The following is a 16029-nucleotide window of genomic DNA, read 5'->3' as shown; positions in this document are numbered from 1 at the left end:
CGCACCTTAAGCCTCTCGGGTTCGTGAATACAAGAGACGTTAAGTGAAATTACTGAAACACGATATATTAATGACCAGATCTTTTAGCGGGAATGGGGACTAGAAGCTATGCATCGAGTTCTAGTATGGGTATTATTAATCAAATATGTGTTGTCGATTTTACCAACTTTATTGATGTTTTATATTTTGATAGAGCTATTTCCATACACAGGATTAGGAAGGATAGTAGCTTTACCAATGATTTTTGTTATCAATACAGTAATCATTGCATGTGGATTAGCAATTTCCAAAAAAATCAAAAAGCAATATCGAATAGTAATTTGGACAGGTATAATTATTTTGACTATTTCAATTTCTATATTAAGTTATCCTCAAGAATCAGGACCTCATATTGTGACACAGACAAAGCATGCTGTGATAGCGATTGAAAATTATGAAAATATAACTAAAGATGACTTGGAGATTATTGAAAATAGCAGCACTAAGAAGCTCGTAAATCCGGATGAAAGATATGTGGTAGCTCTCTACAAATATAAACACGAACTTCCATTAGACGGAACATATAAAATGTATCAGAGAGAGCCTGTCTATTTTTATGATAGTCATATTAGAAAGATAGATGATATACCAGCCAAGTTAATTGGGTATCACAAGGTGATATGGTGGTATTTAAAAACATTTAAAGATTAGATTTAGAGTTTCAAAGAAGTTGGCAACATCACTCAATCCAGCTAATCAAGGTCAATAGTTATTTTGAATTTGTTTTCTTAAACCCCAATTAGACATACTTAAACAAGCCTACCTGAGAATCGAAGACTTGTGGTAAAATATACCTGATATTTTATCTTTAATTGATGCGAAATGGCGTTTCACTGCGCCAGACACCAAAAATAATGCGTAGCAACTTGTTTGAAGTGGCAACGATTGCAACCTTAGAAGCCTTGCCTTCAGAGAGCTTTTGCTGGTAATATCGCGATAGAACCTCATTTCTAGGGCCATTTACCTGTTTGGAAATGCCTGCAACTGTAGCCTGATAGAGAGCAGTTCGAAGGTAGGATGATCCTCTTTTTGAAATGTGATTCTGGTTAGACTTGAAGGTTCCTGACTGATAAACAGATGAATCCAGCACTGCAAAAGCGGTTAACTGTTTAACAGAAGGGAACCTTTTTATATCTCCAATTTCTGCGACAATCGTGGCAGCTGTCAGCGGTCCTACGCCAGGAATTGACTTAAGCAAATGGTATGGAGTGAGATTCTAGGCTGCTGATTTCATTTGATTTTGAAGGTCGGTAATGCTTGACTGATATGACTTTAGAAGTTGAATGTAATGGTTTATAGCAATGTTTTGTACCACAGTAGCTTGTGGATCGGGCAGGCTTTGTTGGGCAATCGTCCTGATTTGCTCCAGCTTTTGTTCGTTCCAGCTGAAATATATTATGCGACGAGATCTAGGTCCCGACACTGCATACATTTTTAGCCCGGTCGTGCTGATTTAAGTATATATGAAAAAAGCCTACCCCGATTGATTTGGGTAAGTTTAATATACCAACGTTGTATTCACGCTTTTGGGGTTACGCCCTTGGTCCGATCGAGGATTTTCGAAGATGTGGAGTCAGGTAGACAACCCTGCGAACCTAACCGCGCAGCGGCCGGCACTAAGTACCTTAAGGTTCTCGGGTTCGTGAATATAAAAGACGTTAGATGAAATTTATGCAATGCTATTTGAATGAATCTCATGGAGGTCAGAATATTGATCTTTCTTCGATTTGAGGACATTAAATCAGGCTGGTGTAGGATTACTTTTGGTACAGATGAAATAGAAGCGGAGTTATCGGTTTCTTATCTAACAGATTTTATTAGTGATCTAATAAATAGAACTGCTATTTTACTTGAAGGTTCTGATTACGAAGTTATTAAGTGTTATTATGAGCCAGGGCAATATATACTAAGTTTGAATAGAATGATGGATCAAATATCTATATCTATAGCCGAAACTCAAAGTAGTGGTAGCTTAAATATTTATAATGGAACGGATCAATTAAAGAAATTTGGAAGAGTATTATTAAAGGAACTTGAGAGAGTAAAAAATGAAAAAAGCATTACACAATATAATGAAGAATGGAAATATAAATTTCCTGAAGATACGATTGAGAGACTAAGAAAAGCAGTTAAAGCATGAGTATCGGGGTAGTTCAGGATGATATCAACATCACCTAACACAATGTTTACGCACGGAGCATTTGCCCCTGGTCTGCAAGAAGCAATTACAGAAAAGTAGAATCAGCAGAAAACCCTGCACTGGCTAAGTCCATCGGTCCCGGCCGCAAGCACCCTTAAGCCAGTGAGGGCTCGTGAATACAAAACGTTATCTGCAATTGATGCAAAGAGTTTAAAACCTTAAGTGATCTTAAACCAAGGAGTAATTATATGAAAATCGAAATTGAAATTCCTGAATACTCAGATGACAAAGGAATAACAAGAACGTGGGAAGACGGATATGATATTAATGCAAAGATATTTGGAAATGAAATTGTAATAGAAGCTAATAAAGAAGGATTAATTACTCTTGCCAAGCATCTGTTAGCTTTAGCCCAGGAGAACATTGATTCAGGATTTCATTTTCATTATGAAGATATGCATGGTCTTGAAGATGGTTCAGTTAGTTTTGTAATTGAAAAAAAATAAAGGTATTGGACATCTAAACATCATTTTGAACGTGACTCCTAGAAGGCATCAACAGCATATAACATCGTATAACGCTGCGTTGCGTTACGTCTCCTTGGTCCGGGGCAGCAGCAGGGAAGTAGAATCATGCGGACAACCCTGCGAACCTAACCGCGTCGCGTCCGGCAGCTGAAGCTGCCTTTAGGTTTAAGGCTCTCGGGTTCGTGAATACGGGAACGTTATATGAAAGGAATGTTTAATCTTAAAACCTCTAATAAAAGGAATAATTATGATCATAAAACAAATAGCTTGTTGCCATTTGGAAGGAGTAAATTTCTCACCTAGTAAAGTAATTATGAAAACTAAATTATCTTTGCAAAACATTAAAGAAAGAAATCAACCTCTAAATTTAGGTCCAAACAAGGGTACACCTTCACCAACTGGAAGTGCTTCAATATCGTTTGAAGAAAGCAGTGATGATAATAATAATAGTCTGTATTTACTTGTAGAAACACTAAAAAAGCATCTAACAACAATTAGGAATTGCGGTGCCGAAGAAATTTATATTTATTTAGGAGTATGGTATAAGGATCAATGTAATCTTGCTTTTGATCCAGAGATATTGAGGGAGATTGGCGAATTAAGAATACCACTGTGGGTTAGCTGTTATCAAGATTATTGTTCTGAAGAAAACCAAGACTGATGTAAGTAAACTCGAAGAGGGTTTTTCTGTCATATAACATCATGTTCCCACTGCGCAGGGCATACACCCTTTGGTCTGCCCGAGGCAATTCGGAGAAGAGAATTCAGGCGGACACACCTGCGACCCTCAGAATTACATCTAAGGGTCTCGGTGTTCGGAGGAGCTGAGTCAGGCGGTCGGTCCTACAGGCCTTAAGGTTCTCGGATTCGTGAATGCAAGAAACGTTATCTGAAATACGATTAATTACTATGATGGAGGTACACGATGAAGGATAAATTAGAAATACTAGAAGAGGCGATTTCAGATGTTGGATTCTGGTCATGGTGGACTGAGAAATTACCCGAAGCATTTCAATTAGAATTTGGTGGGACCCACATTTGGTCTCCACCAAGAAGTTCTGATACTGCACCTTCAGGACAGGTTGCTTTGAGATTTGGAAATCCTAGATCTATTTGTTTTTTAAGAAGAAGTTCGAGTAATTTACCTGAGAATTGGGCGGACTTGTTGAAGGCAGATCAACTAGAACCGTTTTCAATAGATTATGGAGATTTTAAGTTTAACAATCCAAATTATTTAAATGAAATTCTTAATTCTAATGTAATTTTAGAGAAGAAGTTTGGGGAAGATCCAAACTTGTATATTAATAATAGTGATATTTTTTCCTTATGTTTCATGGCAGGGGAAGTTGGATTCATTATCATTGCAGAAGAATTAAGGATATTAAATCATACTGGAGATATTAACTTGAATGATATTGATTCTTTAGTTTCGAGATGGTGGGAATATTGGAAAGAATATTGGGAATTAAAGAATACACTTAATGAATTACCTAAGGATTATGCTTGTGAAGTAACAATTCCTTTGAAAGCGGATCAATGAAGATCGGTACTTCAGATAACACTGTATTTACACTACTAGCCTGACGGCCCTTGGTCCGCTCGAGGCATTTTGAGTGCCGGTGCAGGCGGACAATCCTGCGAGGCTAACTGGCGGAGCCACCCTGCGTATACGCGCCTTAAGCCTCTTGGGTTCTTGAATACAAGAGACGTTAGCAGAAATTATTCGAAGGGAAACAGCATATGAAATTCATAAAATTAAATCATAAATGGAATGCTGAGCCGAATTCTCCAGAGCCCAATTTAAAAATTCATAAGCAAAACCTTAAATTAAGATTTTTAATGAATCCTTATCAATTTCCAGAGTTTGATGAAGATGATGTTGGAATCCTAGAATTTTATGACTGTTATATGTATAGAATAGGCCCAACTAATGATGAAGGATTCTATAGAGGATATTGCCGATTTTCTTCTAGCGGAGTAAAGTGGGGAGAATTTTATCAAGTTGAAGAATCAAATTGGAAAGAAGATTTCCCTGAAGATAAAGTAATACTCGAAGATCTACATAATGAAAATGAATTGAAACATTACTTGTTTTACTTTAAAGATGAAACTTTTGAATGTATAGCTAAAGGATATGGATTAAAAGTCATTAAAGCTAATTCGGATGAAGCGAATAACTTCGGCTAACACCATGGTCCCACCACCTAACCGCAGTCGCGGTCGGCCCTAGCAGGCCTTAAGGTGGTGGGATGTCGGGAATACAGAAATATTAGATGAAATGGCTGGCCTAATTACATATAAAGGACGAAGGATCAATGAAAAGATCATTTCTTATTGATGGTGATAACTTCTCTGATTTTCAAGGCTTCACAAGAGAGTTTTCTAAGAATGTGTTATCAAATAAACATATTTGGAATGGTAGCTTAGATGCATTGAATGACATTCTCCGAGGTGGATTCGGAGATATTGAAGAAGACGATGAAATAGAGATCACTTGGAAGAATTCAAATAAGTCAATTAAGGACTTAGGTTACGAAGAGATTATTCAACGACTGCAGAATAAATATGATAATTGTCATCCAACAAATAAGGAACTTGTTTTACAAGAATTACTCAATGCTAGAAACAAAAAAGGGCCAACAGTATTTAATTGGATAGTAGGAATATTTAATGAACACGAAAATAAAAACATTACATTAATACTTGAATAAAACCAATTAACTCATTTTGAGTGAAATCTCAAAGAAGAGGCCGTATCATCTAACATAATATTTACGCATCCGAGCCTGACGGATACTCGGTCCGCGAGAAGCAATCGGTAGGGGTGTTGTTTCAATGGACACATCCGCACCGTGGCCGGACCCTGGTGGGTGCTTAAATCGGTGGGTTCGTGAATACAAGAACGTTATCTGAAGTCAGTGTATTTATGATTGAGAGGGTGATTCAATGAAATATGAAGATCTGATGGATATCAAGAACATATTTTTCTTAGGTCTCAATGAACCTGATTGTAATTCATTAAGCCTCTTTTTTAGCAGAAGCAAAGTATGTGACATTCCTGAACCGCTGTTTATTGGAGATAAGAGTGTTGGTGATAGTTATTCAGTAGATATTGACGAGAAATCTCCTATTATACAAATTGATTTTGAGAGTTATATAGGATATTCAGTTTTAAACGAGTCGTTTACGTCATGGGATGACTATCAAGTGTTTTCAGGGAAATCGTTCAGGGTATATTCAAAGTCAAGATACCAAGATTTTATTTCTGTAGGGACATTTGCATCGGAAGATTACCCTGGACCATTTAAACATTACGGAATTGTTTGTTACCATCACATAATTGATGTTGTAGCTAGCCAGGACCCTTTTGTAAAAGAAGTAGAAAGAAGATAGTGTAAGTTTTTCAATGAAGGCATCGGCATCAGTTAGCTCCGTATGCACGCATTGGGCTGCCGCCCTTGGTCGCCTAGAATCATTATGCAAAGACGTTATTTAAAATTTGTATAAATTAGTAAAAAGTCAAATAAAACTAAAAGGATAAAATCCATGAAGTCATATAGCCTTTATTATTTTGATGATAGTGAACACAGTAATTGGGAAGCTGAAAGTAAAGGATATAGAAATGATGTATTTGTGAAATTTCAAGATGAAGTATTCCGTTTACACGTATATGATCATGTACGCTTGATACAAGACTTTGAAGAAGAAATTAAACAATATGGATACTATCAAATCGAACCAAACTTAATATTGGTTCAAACAGTGAATGAAAAAGAAATAATTAAAACTATAAATAATTTAATAAGGACAGACTATTTTCAAAAGATAAAACCAATGGAAAAAGAAGAAATAGGAACAAAAAATTTAATAAAGATAACAAAGTGAAATTTCTGACGGATTTCAAAGATGAAACAGACTTCAGATAACCATATATTCATGCTGCGGACTGACGGCCATTTGGTTCGCCCGATGGGTATGGAGCCAAGGATATTTTAGGCAGACAACCCTGCGAGGCTAACCGCAGTCGCAGCCGGCGACGTTGTCGCCTTAAGCCCTCTAGGGTTCGTAAATACGGTACGTTAGATGAAATCACCGAGTGCAGAACTATTGATGAAAGGTGTGCTCGAAGATGATTCTGAAAGAACAAGTAATGGACATGATTTTAAACGCTTGTCCATCTTATAAAAATAGATATTCAAATTACCTCCAAGATAATTATGAACATGGAGAAGAAAGGCTTCTTTATGTAGATATAATTGATTTTAGAAATCATGAGTCAGGCGGATAACCCTGTGAACCTAGCCGCGTAGCGGCCGGATCCTTCGGAGCCTTAGGCTCTCGGGTTTGTGAATACAAGGGACGTTTGATGAAATGGACGAAACCTAATATATTTTTATAAGATCGGTGAACTGTATGAACGAACGAGTTGATTACATTGAAATCGATTTAAATGCCATAAAGAACGTAAGTGACTTACATAAATTACTTAAAGAAAAATTTGGATTTCCCAGCTTTTATGGCATGAATTGGAATGCATTTTGGGATTCAATAACTGGATTAGTGGAAATGCCAAAGACCCTTAGATTGATAGGATGGAAAAGGCTCTTAGATACCCTACCTAGTGATTCATTAATACTGAAAGAATGTTTAGAGGAATTAAGTAAACAATATCCTAGTTGGAGTTGTAACGTAGAATATCTAGATTAATACACAGATAATCAAATAAAGTTTAGCATAGTGAGGGTGAATCCGAAGAAGACATCTACATCATCTAGCTATTTCTACACTACGTCACATACGCTCCTTGGTCTGTCAGAGTATTGTCGAGGAAGAGTAAGGAGCAGACAACCCTGCAAGGCTAAGTGGCGAAGCCACCCGGCACGTCCGTGCCTTATGCCTTTCGGATTCGCAGATACAAGAATGTTAGATAAAACCATTGCAAATCAATCAATAAAAAAATAAGTTCAAATTATATAAGGAGTTGACCTTAATTGTCTCTTTGTTTTTACGACAATCCAGAAATAAAAGACGAACCAATTCATAGAATCGATAGAGTTTATTGTCTAGACCTTAATCAGTTCGACGATGAAATGTGGAATTTGCCGTCTGAAATTTATACTTCTCTACCATCTCAAATATTTATTAATATATTGGACAATCTGCGTGGTTTGGTGAAGAAGGGAAATCAGATCATTATTTATGGGCTTCTGTAGAGCCTTCAGGGTTGCAAGTTGTAGGTAAATTACAATCAGGAAATTGGAAAGATTGGGAAGGCACGTTTAATGATTTAATAATTAATCTTCCATTTTATGAATGCTAGAACCAAGAGAGTTTTTTAGTGATTCGAAGAAAGCAATGGCATCATCCAACACTATATTCACGCCCCTGGACTGCAAGGAGCGATTACAGAGATGAGGATTCAGCAGACAACTCAGCACTGCTAAGATAAGAGCTATCTAAGCCAGTGAGGGTTGTTCGTGAATACGAAGACGTTAGATGAAAGATAGGCATAGGAAGTAGGTGAATTCAAATGGAGCAAAAGCTGAAAAAATTAGCAGATAAAGTTCTTAAATTTCTTTGCATTGGCTCTAAGCTAGAAGGAATTAATTTCTATGGTCTAAAGATTTTGTTATCAGAATCTGAAGGGAATAGGGATAGAATAGATGGACAGATATATATAAATATCGAAGGTAAGTTTAAAGTATTTGATAATGAAAAGTTTGTACTCCCTAGAGTTGAGGAAGATTTTCCTGATTACAATTGGACGGAAGCTTATGCTGAGATATGTAAGTTAAGATTAAAGGAAATAGTAGACGTTAGGTTAGGCAAAGAAGTGCCGAATCTATTCGTTTATTTTGATTCTGGCGAAGTATTATTTATTTTTGGCCATCATGATAAGTATGAGAGTTGGCAAGTTGGAGCTTGGTATAACAAATATAATAATGAATCTTGGGAAGTTATTGCTTGTCCTGGTGATAATATTTGTATTGGAGCACCAGAAGATTTTTAAAGTGTATTTCGAGGATGGACTATCCATCATCTAACATCGTATTCACGCTGCATGACTAACGTCTTGGTCCGTCCGAGGTTTTTCGGGGAAGTGAAGTCAGGTGGAAAACCCTGCGAACCTAACAGCATCGCAGCCTGCCCTTCGGGTCCTAAGATTCTCGGGTTCGTGAATGCACTGCCGTTATAAGAAATCCCCACAAAATAAATTGTTAAAAGGAAGAAATTAAAAAATGAAAATTAATAAAACTATTATTTGTTTAACACTAATATGTGTTTTTATTATTGGTGGTTCTCTGGGCGCTACAGCAAGTTCATATTATGAAAAAATTAGTGCATATTTAGATAGTGGAATTAATTTAAAAATCCATGGTAGAGATTTTAAACCAATAGATACTAAAGGAAATGTAATAACTCCAATCAATTATCAGGGAAGTACTTATTTACCTCTTAGGGCAGTAGCAGAAGCAGTAGGATTACCTGTTCAATGGGATGATAAAACAAGAACTTCCTCACTTGGTTACTCCAGCATTCAATTAAATAACGAAACATCAACAAGCTTTGTAGATATAGAGATTAGTGGCGGGTGGCATCCTAGCTACATTACTCCTATTAAAAAGACATATAGTAATTGGTTTATGGGGGTTACTTTTGAAATTAGACCTTCTGGGGGATCAACTCTAAACGAATTGGTTAATAAAAATAAGGAAGAAGTCCAAAAGTTTGTTAAGTTTATTGATACCTCCTCAATAGAACTAGATGGATTAAAAGGAATTTTGATTGATTTTGAATCAAATGACGCCCATTCTAAGAGAGCTATAATACCAAGTGACAATTCTGATGAATATTATGTAATTGAAGTCTTTATTGAAAAAAGTAAGTATGAAGAAAATAAATCAGAGATCGAAAAGATTCTAAATACATTTGAAAGACAAAAATGATATATTTTGTATTTCAAGATGGCGGCGACATCTTATAACACAATATTCACGGAAGGGGCTATCGCCCCTAGTCTGAAGAAGCAACTACAAGGAAGAAGATTCAGCAGACAACCCTGCACTGGCTAAGATAAGAGCTATCTAAACCAGTGAGGGTTCGTGAATCAATAAACGTTAGGCGAAAGTAATGCAAAACTAAATACTGAAAGGTGACTCAGCGATGTCTGAAGAACTAATAAAAAACTTAGCTTTAATACAGAATCGAGTCGTTCAATTTATTCGTTTAGCTGGTAATTCCTTGATAATCTATTGTGAGTGTGAACCAGGTAATAAGGATCATGGATATAGTATATGGTTAGAACCGACATGGCATTTTAGAAATAATGAACATGTGATAACTGGTTCGAGGGAAGCACAGACCGAAGATGAACAAGAACATTTTAATATCTCAGAACAATTTAAGATACTCTATTTTAAATCAATAAAGAGGGTAACTATAGAACCAATAACTAATGATCTTGAAATAGAATTTGATGAAGGGTATTTTATACGAACATTTGTATCGGACCCTAATGATGAAGAGTCATGGCATATTCGAGATTATTATAAACAAATTAAAGTAATAGGAAACCCTAAATCGATAGAATATAGAGAATAATTGTCGGTACTTCAGTGAAAGCTTTACCTTTGCCTAACAACGTATTTTCGCTGCGATCGCTTTCGCTCCCTTGGTCCGCCCGAGGAATTACGGGGAGCCAAGTCAGGGGACAACCCTGCGAACCTAACCGTATCGCGGCTGCCCCTTCGGGGCTTAAAGTGGTGGGGGTATCGTGAATACAAGAACGTTAGCTGAAATTCGGCAAGATCATATATAAGAATTCAAAAACCTCTAAAACGTACAAAAGATTACAATAAATGAAATTACATGGTATTATTTATTTAGCCTCCAGTATGAATTATTATTGCTGGAGGTATTTATTTAGCCAATTCAAGGAGCATGAATATTATGAAGAGCAGTTTTAAAGGCATTGATAGACTAGCTATTATTACAGATTTTTCATGGAATAATTGTATATCAATAATAGGCTTTAGATTCTTTAATAATAAGAATGAATTTTTTGGAGATGAAACCATATTTGAAACTACAATAATCTATCAGGGAAACAATAATAATTATAAGATAATTGCAAATTTTATTAATATTGAAAGTTTACAAATATTAGTTGATCATAGAGAAATACAATTAGATTTATTCAGTATAACCGATATTAGGGAAGATGGATGGTGTACATTAAATTACTGGGTAAAGGATATCGAATCTGAGGACATTAGTTTCTATTGTAACGATATTGAAATAATTTCAGTTGAACAAATTTAGATTTAAGTATTTCAAAGAAGTAGCGAAAATCGGCTAACACCATATTCACCTTGCGTCTCCTAGCGGAGCCTTGGTCTTCACGACAATTTAGTGAGTGGGTCAAGCAGACAACCTCTGAGAGGCTAAGTCTTCGACCCAGTCGCTACGCTCCTTTAAGCCTCTAGGGTACGTGACTACAAGAACGTTATTTGCAATCGGGGTAAAGTATTGGGGAAGAACATAATGATAAGGAGACATAAATCTGTGAAACTGAAATTTATCTTTGTTATCATCATGATTTCAATACTATGTTCATGTGAGACTGTATCTAAGTCACTAGATGAAGTTAAAGGACAAGATACAGGAATTCCAGAACTCAACATTGTTATTAATAAGTACTTTCAAAGCTTTAATGACATCAATGAATGGAGTGCGTTTGCATCAGATGATTTCGTCAAACGAGCTTATTCATGGTGTTCAGGTGATACGTCTGAAACAAAAACAATTGAAGAAATGAAATCTATATACTTTGATATCAATAAAGATAACTTAAAATTGATTGGTTATAAGATCGAAGAAGTTGACCATAAAAGTTCAATCAATGTAATGATCTTTGTTACAAGAGAATGGGAAGAAGGTATATCCGATCAAACCACATATTCTATTATTAAAACGGATGAAGAATGGAAAATCGATAATAGATTTTGAGAATAATTCAATGAAGAACAGACAGCAGATATTACCTTATTCACGCATCGGGCGTTTGCCCTCCGGCATAAAGTTAGAAGTGGATTTGGAGAGGCAATTAAGTGTTCGGGGAAGTAGAATCAGCCGAACACACCCGCGCCACCTATCCGCAACGCAGCCGTCCCTTCGGGACTTATGGTGGTGGGGCGTCGTGAATACATAACGTTATTGGAAACCTGCGTAAAAACAGTATTATTAAAGAATGGAGATAAATCATGAACAATTTCAATGAATTTATATCTGACTTTAGAGTTTGGGTATACGAACAGTCTTTAATAATAGGTGTTGCTCTAGTTGGTTCGTATGCACGAGGAGATTATAAGATAGATTCAGATGTTGATATAGTTATAATAACCAAAGATAAGAATTTAACATTAGAAGCAATTGAAAACAATTTTATATACGATAGACCTATACAAACTAAGCGTGAAGAATGGGGAATAGTTACATCTTTGAGAGTATATTATTCTTGTGGTTTGGAAGTCGAATTTGGAGTAGTTGGTGAGGAATGGGTTAAAGAACCATTGGATCAAGGAACGGTTGGTGTTATAACAAACGGATTTAGTATAGTAATTGATAAAGAAAATGTTTTTGAAAGCATTAATAAGAAACTAACCGATATTTGAAGATTGATCAGAGAAGATACGAGCATCTGATAACAATGTATTCACGCATGGGATCGCGAGCGATCCTCGGTCCGCCAGAAGTGGGAAGAAACATAATCACAACGGAGAGTATTCAGTAGTAGAGAAGAAATTTCAGGCGGACACATTCTGCGAGGCTAAGTCTACGACCTAGCAGCAAAGCTGCCTTAAACCTCTCGGTGTCGTGGATACGGAAAACGTTATCGGAAAGGACTTATACAATTTATAACGCCACAATTTAAGCATAGTCAGGATTTATTTTATTACTCTTCGCATCCTTTATAAACAGTGAAGTTAGAAAATTAATATTTTGGGTGGTGTGAATATGGAAATTCTAATACGGGAAATTGAAGTAAATGATTATCCTGAGGTAGTATCTTTATGGATTAATGTGTTAGGAAACCACAAGGTTAATCTTGATAATTTTTCCGTGACAATAGAGAAAATGTATAAAGAAGGGAACTATAAAACATTTGTAGCTTTATTTGAAAATAAAGTGGTTGGCTTTATTACAACGGTACAGGCGTTATCAATTGGAGATGAAATTGGTTACATACACATCCAGGGTCTTGCTGTACAAAAAGAACATCAGAATAATGGAGTAGGCACAAAACTGCTTAGATATGTAGAAGATTATTCCAAAAGGAAAGGAATTTCAAGCATAATCTTATGTAGTGGATTCAAACGCACAGATGCACATGCCTTTTATGAACATAATGGTTATGACAAAGATTCTTACTGCTTTGACAAATGTCTTTGACTACCATTAGCCGTCAATGGCTGAATCTGGCTGGCATTTAGATGAAGAGAATTTGTTAATTGGTTGATTTACCTAATATGAGGTGGTGTTCAGAAGTTGGTTACCACGATTTTATTGAACTTTTCAAGACTAAAATAGTTCAAGCTGAAGTAAATAATCCAAAAGAAATAGAGTCAATATTTAATGAATCGATTGAACAAGCTATTGTAGACAGTTTATTACTGCATATTGAAGATATCAATTCGAGTGTAGTTTCGTTTTCATGGATTTCTGCTACATCTGATGATGTTTTTTGCAGACTTGGTCTAATGTCAAAGAAACACTATGATAATAACCTAATGCTTATTAATAATGATGAATTCAATATATTATACCCAGGAGAATACATAGATAATTTAGAGTTAGTAAGGCAATTCGAGGAAGCATTTAACCTACAATTAAAGATAGCTCCTGATGACCCTGATATTTTGAGTATATTATTAAATCGCATATTATCGATGTTTAATTATATTTCAAATCAAGCAAAGACTGTTAGCAGAACTTGTCATGTTGGAAAACTATTGCTATCTCACCAAGGAGTTTATAAATATCGCTCCATAGTTGACATTGACTCGTTGGAACATCAAAGTAACAGTATTTCACTAGAACAAATAAGTCATATTCCTTTTAACTTTAATGGACATGAATAGAATAGAACATTAGGGTTGGTTCAAAGAAGTCCTCAACATCAGATAACACAGTGTTCCGCATCGGATCGCAAGCGATCCTCGGCCCGCCCGAAGGAGGAAGAAGCGTATTCACAATGGAGCAATTTCTGTGGCAGGGAGGCGGAATCAGGCGGACACATCCTGCGAGGCTAAGTCTTCGACCCGGCAGCTAAGCTGCTTAAGCCTCTCGGCGTCGGGAACACGAAAACATTATCGGAAATCAGCATAGAATAGATAAGTTCAAGTTAAACGACATTGAGTGTTTTGAGAGCCTTTTCTAAATTTTGTATGGAGGTTGAAGTCATGATTAATATATTAAGTGCAATTGGAATTATTGCTAGCATTGCATATCTTTTGATTCTGACATTAGGCCTCTATCTATGTAAGAAGAACAAATTTACCGAAGGCTTTTATTTCTTTTTGTTCTTGATTATATTTCAAATAAGCTCATATTTTTTGCCGAATTTTATAGGTAAGCTAATTGATTATTATCAAGGAAATAAATCTCAAGTACCGATTGGGATGACGATTGGTGAATTTGTAGCGTTCCTTTCTTATATAGGACTAATCATTAAGTCATTACCATTTTTCATCTTAGTCATAGGATTGTACCGGAGATGGAAACCGGAATCTAAGAATAGTAGTCATACCTTTTAAATAAATTAATTGATATTGACTTCAATATATTTAATAAGATGATAGTGTATGTAAATCGAAGAAGATACTGACATCCGATAACAATGTATTCACACATCGGATCGCAAGCGATCCTCGGTCCGCTAGTAGTAGAAGATGCTAATTCACTATGGAGCGATTTCAGGAGAAATGAAGCATATACATGCGGACACATCCTGCGAGGCTAAGTCTACGACCCAGTCGCTGCGTTTCTTTAAGCCTCTCGGGTTCGTAGATACACAAACGTTATGTGCAATTGCCTAAAGTATTATAAGAAAGTTGGATCAAGGATGCAGAATAGAATAATTACCTGTGCTTCCTTTCCGTCTTATCAAGGAAGTAATATTTCTATAATTAATAATTTCATAGAATTTCAAGGCTCATTGCCTCATTCAGATTGCTTCGAGGTTACTTTAAATAATGAATTGCTGAGCATACCGTATAGAATTTATTTTGAGGAGCCGTCTACCAAACAAATTAGCCATTTGAATTCTGAACAAGTAAATATATTGAATTGCTTTTATACTCGACATTACAATGGCTATATCAGGGAAAGGAAACTTAAAGAAATAATTCTAGTAGATAACCCAGTTACCGTACCATTTGTGATTCAATTAGCAGGTGAGTACGTCTACGAAATTCTAGAAATTATTTATGATCATTTAAATGATCTAAATAAAGACAACTATAAAAGCTTTATAGCTGAGAACCCAATTTATTATCAGAAGACAAGGGATAGAATGATAAGTTATTGGAATTGTAATTACAGAAAACAATATAAAGACTTAAGAGATTATAAAGGACTACAAATATTTAAGTATATTGAAAGAAATCTCATGTAGATGCAACATCACCTAACACAGTATCTACACTGCGAGGGGCAAGCCTCCTTGATCTGCCCGATGTTTTTCAAAGAAGTAGAATCAGGCAGATAACCCTGCAAGGCTAAGTGGCAAAGCCACTAGGCAGCAAGCTACCTTAAGCCTCTCGGGTTCGTAAACACACAAACGTTATATGAAATCAGCCAAAGCACAATAAATACCCTAACTGGAACATGGTCTATGAAGCGGATCTACAAACACATTGAAGAATTATCTGAGCAAGAAATAAGAGAAATTCTAGATCGGAGTGAACTTGAAGAGCTTATTTACTTGCCACTTTCAATCGGAATTTATCATCACAATTGGAAATCTGCTCAAGATTTATGTTTGCAATTAGCTCATCATGAGAATGCCAATGTAAGAGCTAATTCAATATTTGGATTAGCGCATATTGCAAGGACGAAAGGACGTTTAGATAAAAGACTAGTAAAACCAATTATATTGAAAGAATTGACATCTAACATCGTATTTGCGCATCGCATCCTTACGGCTGCTCGGTCCGCCCGAGGATTTTCGAGAAGCTGAGACAGGCGAACAACCCTGCGAACCTAACCACGGAGCGGCCGGCGCAAAAGCGCCTTAAGGTTCTCGGATTAGTGAATACAAGA

The 16029-nt window shown here is 36.1% G+C and carries 22 protein-coding genes; 21 read left to right on the top strand and 1 reads right to left on the bottom strand.

Going from position 1 to position 16029, the window contains the following annotated elements:
- Positions 1-108: 108 nt before the first annotated feature.
- Positions 109-690, top strand: a complete 582-nt coding sequence (locus E0485_RS05840; protein ID WP_132417042.1) for a hypothetical protein — start codon at positions 109-111, stop codon at positions 688-690.
- Positions 691-847: 157 nt separating this feature from the next.
- On the opposite strand, the gene E0485_RS05835 is transcribed toward E0485_RS05840, so the two are convergent.
- Positions 848-1237 (bottom strand): transposase, encoded by a 390-nt coding sequence (locus tag E0485_RS05835; RefSeq protein ID WP_132417041.1) that lies wholly within the window; start codon positions 1235-1237, stop codon positions 848-850.
- A gap of 513 nt (positions 1238-1750) precedes the next feature.
- Between E0485_RS05835 and E0485_RS05830 the strand changes: the two genes are divergently transcribed.
- From E0485_RS05830 to E0485_RS05740, 20 genes are all read left to right on the top strand, one after another.
- Complete coding sequence (locus tag E0485_RS05830; RefSeq protein WP_132417040.1) at positions 1751-2179, top strand: hypothetical protein; 429 nt, start codon at positions 1751-1753, stop codon at positions 2177-2179.
- Between the two features lie 248 nt (positions 2180-2427).
- Positions 2428-2685 (top strand): Imm32 family immunity protein, encoded by a 258-nt coding sequence (locus E0485_RS05825; RefSeq protein ID WP_132417039.1) that lies wholly within the window; start codon positions 2428-2430, stop codon positions 2683-2685.
- A gap of 268 nt (positions 2686-2953) precedes the next feature.
- The gene (locus E0485_RS05820; protein ID WP_132417038.1) at positions 2954-3367 is read left to right on the top strand and encodes a hypothetical protein; all 414 of its coding nucleotides are present in this window, start codon (positions 2954-2956) and stop codon (positions 3365-3367) included.
- 264 nt (positions 3368-3631) lie between these two features.
- Positions 3632-4246, top strand: a complete 615-nt coding sequence (locus E0485_RS05815; protein WP_132417037.1) for a hypothetical protein — start codon at positions 3632-3634, stop codon at positions 4244-4246.
- Positions 4247-4446: 200 nt separating this feature from the next.
- Complete coding sequence (locus E0485_RS05810; protein ID WP_132417036.1) at positions 4447-4893, top strand: hypothetical protein; 447 nt, start codon at positions 4447-4449, stop codon at positions 4891-4893.
- Positions 4894-5021: 128 nt separating this feature from the next.
- On the top strand, positions 5022-5417 hold the full coding sequence (locus E0485_RS05805) for a hypothetical protein (RefSeq protein WP_132417035.1): 396 nt from the start codon (positions 5022-5024) through the stop codon (positions 5415-5417).
- 235 nt (positions 5418-5652) lie between these two features.
- Positions 5653-6099: a hypothetical protein gene (locus E0485_RS05800; RefSeq protein WP_132417034.1), complete on the top strand. Its 447-nt coding sequence runs from the start codon at positions 5653-5655 to the stop codon at positions 6097-6099.
- 153 nt (positions 6100-6252) lie between these two features.
- Positions 6253-6591, top strand: coding sequence for a hypothetical protein (locus tag E0485_RS05795; protein ID WP_132417033.1), 339 nt, complete (start codon positions 6253-6255; stop codon positions 6589-6591).
- A 244-nt stretch (positions 6592-6835) separates the two neighbouring features.
- Entirely contained in the window at positions 6836-6994 is a 159-nt protein-coding gene (locus E0485_RS25020) for a hypothetical protein (protein WP_165921087.1), read from the top strand.
- A gap of 125 nt (positions 6995-7119) precedes the next feature.
- Complete coding sequence (locus E0485_RS05790; RefSeq protein ID WP_132417032.1) at positions 7120-7413, top strand: barstar family protein; 294 nt, start codon at positions 7120-7122, stop codon at positions 7411-7413.
- 823 nt (positions 7414-8236) lie between these two features.
- Positions 8237-8716 carry a hypothetical protein gene (locus tag E0485_RS05785; RefSeq protein WP_132417031.1) on the top strand — a complete coding sequence of 160 codons (480 nt, stop codon included), beginning with the start codon at positions 8237-8239 and terminating at the stop codon, positions 8714-8716.
- Positions 8717-8945: 229 nt separating this feature from the next.
- Positions 8946-9653: a stalk domain-containing protein gene (locus E0485_RS05780; protein WP_132417030.1), complete on the top strand. Its 708-nt coding sequence runs from the start codon at positions 8946-8948 to the stop codon at positions 9651-9653.
- A 217-nt stretch (positions 9654-9870) separates the two neighbouring features.
- Positions 9871-10308 (top strand): hypothetical protein, encoded by a 438-nt coding sequence (locus tag E0485_RS05775; protein ID WP_132417029.1) that lies wholly within the window; start codon positions 9871-9873, stop codon positions 10306-10308.
- Between the two features lie 348 nt (positions 10309-10656).
- Positions 10657-11028, top strand: a complete 372-nt coding sequence (locus E0485_RS05770) for a hypothetical protein (protein ID WP_132417028.1) — start codon at positions 10657-10659, stop codon at positions 11026-11028.
- 243 nt (positions 11029-11271) lie between these two features.
- Complete coding sequence (locus E0485_RS05765) at positions 11272-11715, top strand: hypothetical protein (RefSeq protein ID WP_132417027.1); 444 nt, start codon at positions 11272-11274, stop codon at positions 11713-11715.
- A gap of 254 nt (positions 11716-11969) precedes the next feature.
- Positions 11970-12380, top strand: a complete 411-nt coding sequence (locus tag E0485_RS05760) for a nucleotidyltransferase domain-containing protein (protein ID WP_132417026.1) — start codon at positions 11970-11972, stop codon at positions 12378-12380.
- Between the two features lie 343 nt (positions 12381-12723).
- Positions 12724-13158, top strand: a complete 435-nt coding sequence (locus E0485_RS05755) for a GNAT family N-acetyltransferase (RefSeq protein WP_132417025.1) — start codon at positions 12724-12726, stop codon at positions 13156-13158.
- Between the two features lie 59 nt (positions 13159-13217).
- The gene (locus tag E0485_RS05750; RefSeq protein WP_132417024.1) at positions 13218-13847 is read left to right on the top strand and encodes a hypothetical protein; all 630 of its coding nucleotides are present in this window, start codon (positions 13218-13220) and stop codon (positions 13845-13847) included.
- A 321-nt stretch (positions 13848-14168) separates the two neighbouring features.
- The gene (locus E0485_RS05745) at positions 14169-14522 is read left to right on the top strand and encodes a hypothetical protein (protein ID WP_132417023.1); all 354 of its coding nucleotides are present in this window, start codon (positions 14169-14171) and stop codon (positions 14520-14522) included.
- A gap of 1079 nt (positions 14523-15601) precedes the next feature.
- Positions 15602-15946 carry a hypothetical protein gene (locus tag E0485_RS05740; RefSeq protein WP_132417022.1) on the top strand — a complete coding sequence of 115 codons (345 nt, stop codon included), beginning with the start codon at positions 15602-15604 and terminating at the stop codon, positions 15944-15946.
- Positions 15947-16029: the final 83 nt, after the last annotated feature.

This window comes from Paenibacillus albiflavus (assembly GCF_004344915.1).
Taxonomy (GTDB): Bacteria; Bacillota; Bacilli; order Paenibacillales; family NBRC-103111; genus Paenibacillus_AM; species Paenibacillus_AM albiflavus.
This window is presented reverse-complemented; position numbering and strand designations above follow the sequence as displayed.

What these genes read in the sequence shown, in the direction of transcription:
- E0485_RS05805 (WP_132417035.1), top strand. Translation starts at nt 5,022, where the DNA reads ATGAAAAGATCATTTCTTATTGATGGTGATAACTTCTCTGATTTTCAA.
- E0485_RS05770 (WP_132417028.1), top strand. Translation starts at nt 10,657, where the DNA reads ATGAAGAGCAGTTTTAAAGGCATTGATAGACTAGCTATTATTACAGAT.
- E0485_RS05820 (WP_132417038.1), top strand. Translation starts at nt 2,954, where the DNA reads ATGATCATAAAACAAATAGCTTGTTGCCATTTGGAAGGAGTAAATTTC.
- E0485_RS05840 (WP_132417042.1), top strand. Translation starts at nt 109, where the DNA reads ATGCATCGAGTTCTAGTATGGGTATTATTAATCAAATATGTGTTGTCG.
- E0485_RS05810 (WP_132417036.1), top strand. Translation starts at nt 4,447, where the DNA reads ATGAAATTCATAAAATTAAATCATAAATGGAATGCTGAGCCGAATTCT.
- E0485_RS25020 (WP_165921087.1), top strand. Translation starts at nt 6,836, where the DNA reads ATGATTCTGAAAGAACAAGTAATGGACATGATTTTAAACGCTTGTCCA.
- E0485_RS05760 (WP_132417026.1), top strand. Translation starts at nt 11,970, where the DNA reads ATGAACAATTTCAATGAATTTATATCTGACTTTAGAGTTTGGGTATAC.
- E0485_RS05825 (WP_132417039.1), top strand. Translation starts at nt 2,428, where the DNA reads ATGAAAATCGAAATTGAAATTCCTGAATACTCAGATGACAAAGGAATA.
- E0485_RS05795 (WP_132417033.1), top strand. Translation starts at nt 6,253, where the DNA reads ATGAAGTCATATAGCCTTTATTATTTTGATGATAGTGAACACAGTAAT.
- E0485_RS05790 (WP_132417032.1), top strand. Translation starts at nt 7,120, where the DNA reads ATGAACGAACGAGTTGATTACATTGAAATCGATTTAAATGCCATAAAG.
- E0485_RS05755 (WP_132417025.1), top strand. Translation starts at nt 12,724, where the DNA reads ATGGAAATTCTAATACGGGAAATTGAAGTAAATGATTATCCTGAGGTA.
- E0485_RS05775 (WP_132417029.1), top strand. Translation starts at nt 9,871, where the DNA reads ATGTCTGAAGAACTAATAAAAAACTTAGCTTTAATACAGAATCGAGTC.
- E0485_RS05780 (WP_132417030.1), top strand. Translation starts at nt 8,946, where the DNA reads ATGAAAATTAATAAAACTATTATTTGTTTAACACTAATATGTGTTTTT.
- E0485_RS05745 (WP_132417023.1), top strand. Translation starts at nt 14,169, where the DNA reads ATGATTAATATATTAAGTGCAATTGGAATTATTGCTAGCATTGCATAT.
- E0485_RS05800 (WP_132417034.1), top strand. Translation starts at nt 5,653, where the DNA reads ATGAAATATGAAGATCTGATGGATATCAAGAACATATTTTTCTTAGGT.
- E0485_RS05785 (WP_132417031.1), top strand. Translation starts at nt 8,237, where the DNA reads ATGGAGCAAAAGCTGAAAAAATTAGCAGATAAAGTTCTTAAATTTCTT.
- E0485_RS05740 (WP_132417022.1), top strand. Translation starts at nt 15,602, where the DNA reads ATGAAGCGGATCTACAAACACATTGAAGAATTATCTGAGCAAGAAATA.
- E0485_RS05815 (WP_132417037.1), top strand. Translation starts at nt 3,632, where the DNA reads ATGAAGGATAAATTAGAAATACTAGAAGAGGCGATTTCAGATGTTGGA.